Annotated in this window: 9 protein-coding genes; all 9 read right to left on the reverse strand. The window is 46.5% G+C overall.

The window, feature by feature from the left end; translation table 11 throughout:
- Positions 1-22: 22 nt before the first annotated feature.
- On the reverse strand, positions 23-652 hold the full coding sequence (locus tag AB1L08_RS08605) for a histidine phosphatase family protein (RefSeq protein ID WP_413064252.1): 630 nt from the start codon (positions 650-652) through the stop codon (positions 23-25).
- Positions 653-735: 83 nt separating this feature from the next.
- Positions 736-1071, reverse strand: coding sequence for a L,D-transpeptidase (locus tag AB1L08_RS08610; protein WP_413064253.1), 336 nt, complete (start codon positions 1069-1071; stop codon positions 736-738).
- A gap of 153 nt (positions 1072-1224) precedes the next feature.
- Positions 1225-2787 (reverse strand): hydantoinase/oxoprolinase N-terminal domain-containing protein, encoded by a 1563-nt coding sequence (locus tag AB1L08_RS08615; protein ID WP_413064254.1) that lies wholly within the window; start codon positions 2785-2787, stop codon positions 1225-1227.
- Positions 2787-3881: an S-methyl thiohydantoin desulfurase family protein gene (locus AB1L08_RS08620; protein ID WP_413064255.1), complete on the reverse strand. Its 1095-nt coding sequence runs from the start codon at positions 3879-3881 to the stop codon at positions 2787-2789. Before AB1L08_RS08620 ends, AB1L08_RS08615 begins: the two co-directional genes overlap by 1 nt.
- A 99-nt stretch (positions 3882-3980) precedes the next feature.
- On the reverse strand, positions 3981-5309 hold the full coding sequence (locus tag AB1L08_RS08625; RefSeq protein WP_413064256.1) for a purine-cytosine permease family protein: 1329 nt from the start codon (positions 5307-5309) through the stop codon (positions 3981-3983).
- Between the two features lie 21 nt (positions 5310-5330).
- Positions 5331-6137 carry a nitrilase-related carbon-nitrogen hydrolase gene (locus tag AB1L08_RS08630; RefSeq protein WP_413064257.1) on the reverse strand — a complete coding sequence of 269 codons (807 nt, stop codon included), beginning with the start codon at positions 6135-6137 and terminating at the stop codon, positions 5331-5333.
- Positions 6138-6159: 22 nt separating this feature from the next.
- Positions 6160-7095: a DUF1177 domain-containing protein gene (locus tag AB1L08_RS08635; protein WP_413064258.1), complete on the reverse strand. Its 936-nt coding sequence runs from the start codon at positions 7093-7095 to the stop codon at positions 6160-6162.
- A gap of 154 nt (positions 7096-7249) precedes the next feature.
- Positions 7250-8827: a PucR family transcriptional regulator gene (locus AB1L08_RS08640; protein ID WP_413064259.1), complete on the reverse strand. Its 1578-nt coding sequence runs from the start codon at positions 8825-8827 to the stop codon at positions 7250-7252.
- A 108-nt stretch (positions 8828-8935) separates the two neighbouring features.
- On the reverse strand, positions 8936-9430 hold the full coding sequence (locus AB1L08_RS08645; RefSeq protein ID WP_413064260.1) for a sigma-70 family RNA polymerase sigma factor: 495 nt from the start codon (positions 9428-9430) through the stop codon (positions 8936-8938).
- Positions 9431-9755: the final 325 nt, after the last annotated feature.

The raw sequence follows: 9755 nt of genomic DNA on the forward strand, positions 1-9755 counted from the left end.
CTTTAGTATACATGATCTCCTCTCAATGTACAGATGAATCTTTCTTTGAAAGGTGGCTCAAATCCCCTTCTGAAAGGATTTCTATCTGGCCGTTGACCACTTTTAAGGCTGTAACGCTTGTTCCCTCGATATAGGGAGTTTGCCAAAGCTGATCCATATCAAGATCACGGAAAATTAACTGTACCATTTTCACGACAACCCCGTGGGTGATAATGCAAACATGGCCGGATTGATAGGCGGCGAGCAGCTCCCTGATCAAAACTTCGACTCTATCTTTTACATCGTAAAAGTTTTCTCCGGACGTATGAGCATATTGGCCCGGTTGATGCCAGTAATGATGATATTGCTCGGGGTAAAGCTCCTTGATTTCTTCCATCGTCCTTCCTTCCAGATCCCCGAGATCCATCTCCATGAGCCGCTCATCAACAATATAGGAAGAAAAGCTTTCTCCACGGATGAGCTCGAGCGTCTTTAAGGCCCGCTTGCTCGGACTCGCATAAACCGCTTGCCAATTCATATTTTTGAATCTTTCTCCAAGCAGCTTGGCATCTTCTATCCCTTTTTCCGTCAAACCGGAATCTTGGCGGCCCTGAATTCTGCCCGCTACATTCCACTCCGTTTGCGCATGTCTCACAAAATATAAATATAGCATAAGTACCCTCTTTCAAATGACAATGAACTCTCTTTTCTTAAGAATAGCCTACTCATCCATAAAAGAAAAGAAGGTTTCTGCCCCTATTTATGAATCAACACCCGGGTTCCGATCGGGATTCTGCGGGAAAGGTCCAGGACGTCATGGTTATGCATGCGAATACATCCACGGGAAACGTTTTTTCCAATGGAGGAGGGGTTATTCGTCCCGTGAATCCCGTAGTGGGGTTTTGACAACCCGATCCACATCGCACCGTACGGTCCGCCCGGATTCCGTTGCTTGTTGATGACCGCAAAATTTCCGTATGGCGTCGGGGTTAACATTTTGCCGACAGCAATCGGATACGTCTTGATCAGCTTGTTCCCGTCAAAAAGTTTGAGCTGGTGTTTCGTTGTTGAAACATCAATCCATTTAGCCATTTCAAATCCCCCAAAGTGATTTTGGAATATCGTATGTAGGGCATAAGAAAAAAGCCCCCTGAAAATGACGAGAGCCTTCATTTATCTGCTTCCAACAATGAATGAAGCCTGCAGGAAACAATTTCCGGCAGGCTCCTCTTATTAAAATCAATATTACTTCGCCAAATCCCCGGCTGCCTTTACCCTGACACGCGTAGCATTTCCCGGCAGGTAGGCAAGCGGAACATCTTCAATATCGACGATTTCGCAACGATCGGGATCAGCCCCTGCCTCGATGGCTTCGTCGATCGCCATTTGTTTGGCGAGCTCCAGTGTTTTTTCCCGGCCAAGCTCATCCAGGGAAAATACCCTTTCGACCTGCCCGCTTACTTGGGCAATCGCCGAACCGATCGCATTGGCGACTCCATGGTTTGTAGGACGGATGACTTCCGACGCTCCTTCTAATGCTTCCGGTACAAGGATGCTGCCGCCGCCAACCAGGATGACCGGCACCGGATCAGCACTTGTTTTCATGCGGTCGATTGCCAATTCCACCATGGAAGTCATTTCTTCATAAACGGCCTCCAATAACGCACGATCCAAATGGCGGACTTTTTCCGGATCACCGATCTCCGCTTTTCCGAGCGCCACAACAACGTCTGTCGTTGTCAGTGTATCACCGCCGAAAACGAGCGCTTTTTCCGTTAAACGGTAGCCGACACTGTCCGGGCCGATCGTAAACTCTCCGTTTCCTTTGATCCGGACAATCGTTCCGCCGCCCAATCCGACAGAAACAAGGTCAGGCATCCGGAAGTTTGTCCGAGCTCCGCCAATTTCAACAGCCAGGGAGGATTCCCTTGGAAAAGAACCGACCAGGACGCCGACGTCCGTTGTCGTTCCGCCGACATCCACTACGATCGCATTGTCGTGCCCGGACAAATACGAAGCCCCCCGCAGGCTGTTCGTCGGTCCACAGGCAACCGTTAAAATCGGGTATTTTAACGCATAATCAACAGACATGAGCGTTCCGTCGTTTTGCCCCAAAAAGATGCGGGCATCGTGGATGCCTTCTTCTTTTAACGCATTGACAAAGCCGTTGATCGTCGTTTTGGCGACATTTACGACCGAAGCGTTTAAAATCGTGGCATTTTCCCGTTCAAGCAGGCCGACACTGCCAATTTCACATGATAACGAAACTGGCAAATCTTCGCCCATCACTTCTCTCATGATTTCGGCAGCGCGTTCTTCGTGATCGCGCGATACCGGCGAAAACACGGAAGTGATGGCAACGGAATCAACATGGCCTTTCACTTCTTCCGCGATTCTGTACAGTGCTTTTTCATCGAGCGGCATGATTTCCCGTCCGTCAAATTCGTGGCCGCCCTGTACAATGTATACATGTTTCCCCAATGTTTCCCGCAAGTCATCAGGCACGCCAATGAGCGGCTTTACCGCAAGCGTTGCCGGAGCACCGAGGCGAATGATCGCGATGGCATTCAATCTTTTCCTTTCCACAATGGCATTTGTCGCATGGGTGGTCCCCAGCATGGCATACTTGATGGCGTCAAGCGGAACATTGGAAGCATTTATCACTTCCCGCATCCCTTTATAAATCCCGGAGCTGACATCTTCTGTTGTCGGCGTTTTCGTTTCTGCTATCACATTAAAATCTTCATCCAAAATAACCGCATCCGTATTCGTACCGCCGACATCAATGCCAATTCGATAAATGCTCATTATTTCCCAGCTCCTTCCGTCATTAGCTGCTCAACAGGGACATAATCGACATCATAACCGAAATAACCCGGACCGCACGTTTCAATACCTTTTTCCGTTCTCCATTTCGGATCGCACGGCATGCCGATAATAACGCAGCGCGCACCGTATCGTAACCCTTCCGTTGTGATCGGAAGGCCCGTTTCCGCATCCAGCACTGCAATTAAATCAGGCGTTACACACAACAGCCGGTCTTTCGTTTTCGCAATCAGATGCTCATTTTGGAAGCGAAGTTCGAGCGCTTCGCCTTTATAACCGGCCAGCCCTTCAATCGTCGCCATTCCCCTTGTAAAACCGGTCTCCGTTTTGCGGTTAATATCTGTCACTTTTCCCTGGAACAACTCAAAGCCGTTCGTCAGTTCGAGCACTTTTCCGATCGGGTCATAGCCTTCCGCTTTGGCAAGGCGGATCGAGCGGCCGATTTCTTCCTCCAGCTGTAAAATATTATGGATGCCGCTTTCTTTTAAATTTTTACCTCTCATCGGATAAATCGCCATCATGACGGAGCCGCCCATTTGGATTGTGGCGTTTCTCGCGATTCGTTCCGCCCACATATTATCAATCGTATTTAAAAGCGAGGCATTTCCTTTTTCATCGGCAATGACCAAAGGTGTTGCGGACACCCCGTCCAAATAAAAGGTCGTCATTTGCAGTTCCGGAAAAGCACGACCCATTCCATCGACATCGACGACAGGAAGTTTGAGCGTAGCTGCAAGTGCCAACGGAAGCATCGAATTAATGCCGCCAGCTTCAATCGGAATCGTTGCCACAATTTTTTCCCCAAGATACGACTCGAGCGTTTTAAATGTCGTCAATGCTTCCGCACCGCTCGGCGCTTTTTCTACCATAACGGTCGGCGCGCCCATCATGCCTGTTGGAACGACTAAATCACCGTCGCCAATTTCATCAATCGATAACAGCTTGATCGGCCCGTTTTCTTCCACTGCCTGCAGCGCCATCAGCTTTCCGATATGGGGATCCCCTCCCCCTCCGGTTCCAAGCAATGCTGCACCAACAGCAATATCTTCAATTTCTTCTTTTCCAATAAATCTCATATGTTGATCCCTCTTTGCTGGTTTTTTAGTATCAATTAGGAGGCAATTTAGCCATCTACTAAATTATGCCCTATTATGAAATGATCTGCCAAAATCCCTTTATTGGTATGTCTTTACCTCGCCGTATGTCACTTTTTTTCCGCGGTTGACAAAAACGCTGATCAGCCAGTATAAAACGCCGCCGGCAACGAGCGAGTTGACGGAAGGAATGCCCCAGTCGATCGTCAATCCGACAATAATGGCAGCGATCCACGCGACAAGGGTCACCGGGTTCCATGCCTCGTACGAGTCCGGAAGAACACCTTTTTCACGCGACTCTTTCAGTTCTTTCGCATAGCGTTTTACAATAAAATATTCAGCCGTCAAAATGCCACCAACAGGCGGAAGCGCAACACCAAGCAAAACGAGGAAGCTTTCAAATGCGCTCAAAATGCCCAGCACGGAAAACAGCGTTCCGATTAATCCAAGAATGATCGTAACAACCGTCCGGTTGACGCGCTTTCCAAAACCAAGGTCGATCAGGTTTACAACACCCAATGAAGAAGAATATAGATTCCAGTCATTAATTTTTAGCGTAGCTGTAATTAACACGATGGTTCCAATGACTCCGCTCGTCCCCATAACAATGGAAATAACATCGGACGTTTTGGCCGCATGGGCAAGTAGTACACCAATCAAACCGATAATATATTCCCCAAACGTAATCCCGATTACCGTCTGCTTAATGACGTCGCCGACGGAACGGTTAAACCGGCTCATGTCCGGAGTGATAATGGCACCGGCAATAAACCCGCCTGCTACCATACTTGCACCGACGGCCAGCGGGATCTCCGGCCCGGGAACAGGCAAATTGATCAATTCTCCAATTGAAAATTGGGTTAACACATTGCTGATTGAATAGAAAACGACAAGTAAAAACAACGGCACGGTTACATAAGCGGTAAATCCCAAAGACAAAATGCCAAACAAAACGATGAGCGTCACGGAAACGCCCGTCACAATCGACCAGAGCCAAACCGGTCCGCCGACAATTTGGTGGATTCCGTTGGCAAACACTTCATTTTGAATCCCAAACCAGCCGATCATGGAGATGGCAATCACAAGGCTCAACAAAATGGAACCCAGCTTGCCGAAGCCTGCCCATCTGACCAACAACGTCGTGCTCATCCCCTCTTTCATGCCGGCAACCCCGACGAAGATGGACACAACTTCCAAAATAACCGCTCCCAATGTAATGGCCCAAAAAGCGGTCCAAAAATCCATCCCGTAACCAAGAGCAGCCCCAAGCAAAAACTGGGATAATGCGGAAATTTGGCCAAAACGCATCGTTGCAATGCCAAACCAATGTTTTCTCTCACTTGTCGGCACCCTTGATAACGCATAATCATCATACTTTTCCGCAATCGTCAAATCTTCTTCTTTTTTCACACCTTTCTCCACCTTTCTTTATTAATTGTAAATATCAGGTTTTCTATCCCGCAAATAGGAAATTTGCGTCCTGAATGTGTTTAGTTGACCCAAATCGATCGTCACCACTTCGACAGCCTCTTCATCTTCCGGAAGCTGTGCAATCACATGCCCTCTCGGGTTGCACACAAGGCTTTTGCCAAACAATTGCAAATCCCCTTCGCGGCCAGCGCGGTTTACCCCGATCGTGAAAAAGATGTTTTCCAATGCGCGCTGGGGAACATTCAATTCCCACATATCCTTATCCTGAACTCTCCATGCCGAAGGCATAAATACAAATTCGGCACCATTCAGGCACAGAGAACGGCATGATTCCGGAAAACCGATGTCATAGCAAATCGCAATCCCAAACTTGCCGTATTTCGTAGCAAACACCGGATAATCGGAGCCTTCTTTAAAATACAGTCTTTCCTTTGCCCAAAGATGCGTTTTTGCAAAGCTTCCGATCTGTTTTCCTTCGTCGTCAAAAACGAGTGCCGAGTTATACAAAATGCCTTCCAATTCCCGCTTTTCGCCAAAGGGGGCGATCACATACACGTTATTTTCACGGGCCGCAGCCGCCATTTTTTCCACAGTATAGTCAAAGTATTTGAGGGCAAGCATGCTCATATCGTCTCCGAGCAAATCAACATTATAGCCAGTTGAAAAAAGTTCGGGCAGACACACAATATTGGCCCCTTGTTCGGCCGCCTGTTTAATCTGGCGGGATGCCTTTTTAACGTTGTATTTGACATCGCCGAGTATGCCGGCAAACTGGATAATCCCGATGTTTACTTTTCTCTCGCTCATCTTTCATGCTCCTTTCCGAAGACTATTTGCCAAGCGTCTGCAATCTTTTCATTGAGCCGTATAACGCTTTTATCCGTGCAAATTCCTCTTTGTGATAAAATTCGCATTTCCCTCTCGTGTATTCCTTGGCCACTTCGATGGCAAAACGGACGGCTTCAGCGATGTCCACCTCGCGGCTGGCGCCCGTTCCGCATCCCGGGACCGTTGATTTGGCCGTGATCGCAACACCAACAACCGGGGCATCCGTCGCAACGGATGGCTGTAAAATACTGTTCAAATGATACAGCCCGTTACCGTACGGTGTAATATCCTGCATCGTCACGGCAAAAGTTACCGGAAAATCTCCCGTCGTGATTTCCATGATGCGCAAAAGATCATCGCTGAATCGCAATATATAACCTTCTTTTACAGTTGGAGAAATGGCAAACCCCAAATGATTAACGATTTTGTTGCCTTTCGTCGTATCAATCGAAAGAATCGCTTCCATCTCTTCCAGTACTTCGTGGCGGTTCATGACCATCATATCGACGGGCGATCCCATAAAATCGACCGGTTCATGCGGTACAATCGGGGCATCGGGGCAGATATGGGTCGTAACGTACACATCACCCGGAAGACGGTCTCCCTTTGCGGCCATTTGTACGAGCTTAAACGCAGCAGTGACGGCGGCAATGGCGCCGTCCCCGTCGGAAACGGACCCTATCCTGGACGGGCGGGCACCAAGTCCTCCGAGTCTTCCGACAATTCCCAATGTCGGGGCTGATCCGCCTTCCCTTTTCCCCTCTGTTCCTTTGATCAGGATTTTAACAAATTCTGTCGAAGCTCCCTCTGCTCCTGTAACGGTTTCAAAAGAAGCTTCACAGTGCGGCATACCTTTAAACAAATTGACAATCATTTGACCGTTGATTTTCGGATCATCCAATAACTCCATGATTTCCATCGTATATTTCAAAGACATCTCTATGCGGCTTCCCTTCATCTAAAGATTCTGTCTATTATTTGTGTTATTGACAAAAATTATAAGTTTTTAGGGTTTCCTTGTATATGTACAGAGTGGGAATTCATTGGCATCTGATGATGCCCATTTTGTGCATAAAAAAAGCCGAACAAGCTTATTGCTCATTCAACCTTTTAATCTTCAAGCAAAATTGCAATATAAATATATGCTCAGGGTTATCCAGATCCATATTCAGCAGGGCTTTAATTTTTAAAAGCCGATTTGTCATCGTTCTTCGGTGAATAAACAGTTTTTCGGCCGCTTTTGAAGCATTTCCATTTTCCCGCAAATAAACAATGAGCGTTTCCATCAAATCCGAATCATCCTCCTGATCGAGTGCCCCAAGCATTTGATCGGCATATTCCAGTGCGGTAGATTCCTGGCTCAATTTGATTAAAAATTCATAGATGCCAATTTCATGATAAGAATAAATTTTTTTCCCCGGATGAAATTCGCGCCCGAAATCCATCATCTTTGTTACGGCCCCGATTTTTTCCTCCAGCTCGTCATAATGATAAAAAACCGGGCTGATTCCCACATGTGTTCCTTGTATGGGAAAGCGCCCAAGCATTTGTTCAATTTCATCGGCAAGCTGTTCCATCGGAAGCATTTCAGAAAAGGTCACGAGTGCGTACATTCCGTTCTGTCTTTCGAATACGATAGATGTTTCCACCTTTGGTATCTCTTCAATCAGATTTTTCCACTTTTTTTGCAGCAAGCAATCGTAATCCAAGATCCTGGAAGCACCCGGGAGGAACGTTCGGTCATTTTGAAAGTAAAGAACCACTTTTGCCTGTCGATTGCTTGTATCGGCGATCCATCTTTGGAATTCGTCTGCCTGCGACATGCATTGCTTTTGCAATTCGATCCATTCAGACATCAATATTTCATACATTTTACGCTGGATCGCCTCTATCGATTTTTTACTTAATGAATTTAGGAGCGTTTGATGATGAGACGGCAAATGGATAAACGCAAAAATCTCATTCCTTGTATAAAGCGGAATGATCAGCCGGCTCAATTTCCCCGGCAAATAAATGAAAGAATGGCCATCGTCTTCGATGCGATTTTTCCACTTTTTCAAGTTCTCTTTGTATGTTTGGTGAGCAGGTGCGGAAAACAGAACGGCGGCCTTCCTCCATGGATCGCGAAAAAACCTGCCGCTGGCATACAAAAGCAGCCCTTGTGCATCTTCAATATAGACAGCGCTGCCGTTTAAAATCGTCGACAGATGTTCCAAAGCTTTTTCGACGGAATCAAACTTCATGTCTTTGAATGAATGCAGTGCATCATTATCAGCAGGTGCATCTCCCTCGTCATGCAGCATCTCATAAAGCGGTGTAAGCAGATCAATGTATGCGACATCTTTTGGAATCGTGATAATTGGAAATTTGTTCTTGTCAGCCAATTCGATTAATTCTGGCGGCAGATGTTCAACGAACCTTCCCAATTTGATGATCATCCCGGCTGCTTTTTTCTTGATCAAAGCCTGGATGATCGCCACTTGTTGGTTATCATCATCTTTTACAGAATAAAAATTTGTAATAACGAGGACACCTTCTGTCGCCCACGACTCCACTTCAGGCACTTCCATCACTTCGATAAAACGGACCTTCCGCTCCAGGCCCCCTTTTCCTGCCAACTGGCTCCCATCCATTGTCCGTGCAACCTCCAACACCTTACGAACGTTCACCGAGATTCTCCTTTCCATTCCTTCTTTTTTATTATACAAAAAGGAACAGAATCTGACTAAAATACCGGGCGGGTCAACCTTGACCTTGGACCCGCCCCTTTCCGATCCTCAACATAATCCTTCTTCAATATTCACCCTGATTTTTTCCATTGCCCCGGCCCTCCATTTTTTCACCGCCGATTGGGACACTTTTTCAACTTCGGCAATTTCCCTTACAGACATGCCGTCATAAAACGTATATACGACCCATTGTTTCTGCTTTTCCGTAAGCCCGTGACAATATGAAAGCAGTGTCAACAGTTCAAGCGGCCGGCAGTCATTATCATCCTTCTTCATGTCCCAAAATGTTTCCTCCTTCGGAAACACGGTACGCACTTCGTTTCGGCGCTGTTTCGACAACTCTGTCAGCATGCGGCCTTTTATAAAGGAATAGGCGTACGTGCCGAAATTTCCTTTCTCTGCATCGAACCGCAAATATGCCTCCCATAAGGCAATCAGCCCCGTTTGATAAAACTCATCCCTGTTTTTGTAAATATGAAGCGAATGAATAACATGATAAATCATCGGCTCATATTTTACAGCCAGCTCTTCAAACCTTTCCATTCCGGAAAAATCCTTCCTGGAAAGCGCGCTCTCCGTTGTATTCCCGGGTATATCCAACTTATCGGAAAGCTTGTTATTGATCGAGCAGACATTTTTTCGGAAATAGGGTCAAAAATCGCTTTTTGGAAAAAAAAACGGGCTGAATTTGTTCATGTTGCTATAGGGAAATTGAAGTTTTATCCATTTTTAAAGCACGTTGAAAGTTCAGCTTTGAGGAGTAAAAATTCTTCGAGATAATTCACTTATTTTACCCCCTAAATTTTGATAAATATGGGATAATTTAACTGTGTTTATCATGATTTAGGGGGATTTATGGATGATTACA

This window comes from Siminovitchia jepli (assembly GCF_047228825.1).
Taxonomy (GTDB): domain Bacteria; phylum Bacillota; class Bacilli; order Bacillales; family Bacillaceae_C; genus Siminovitchia.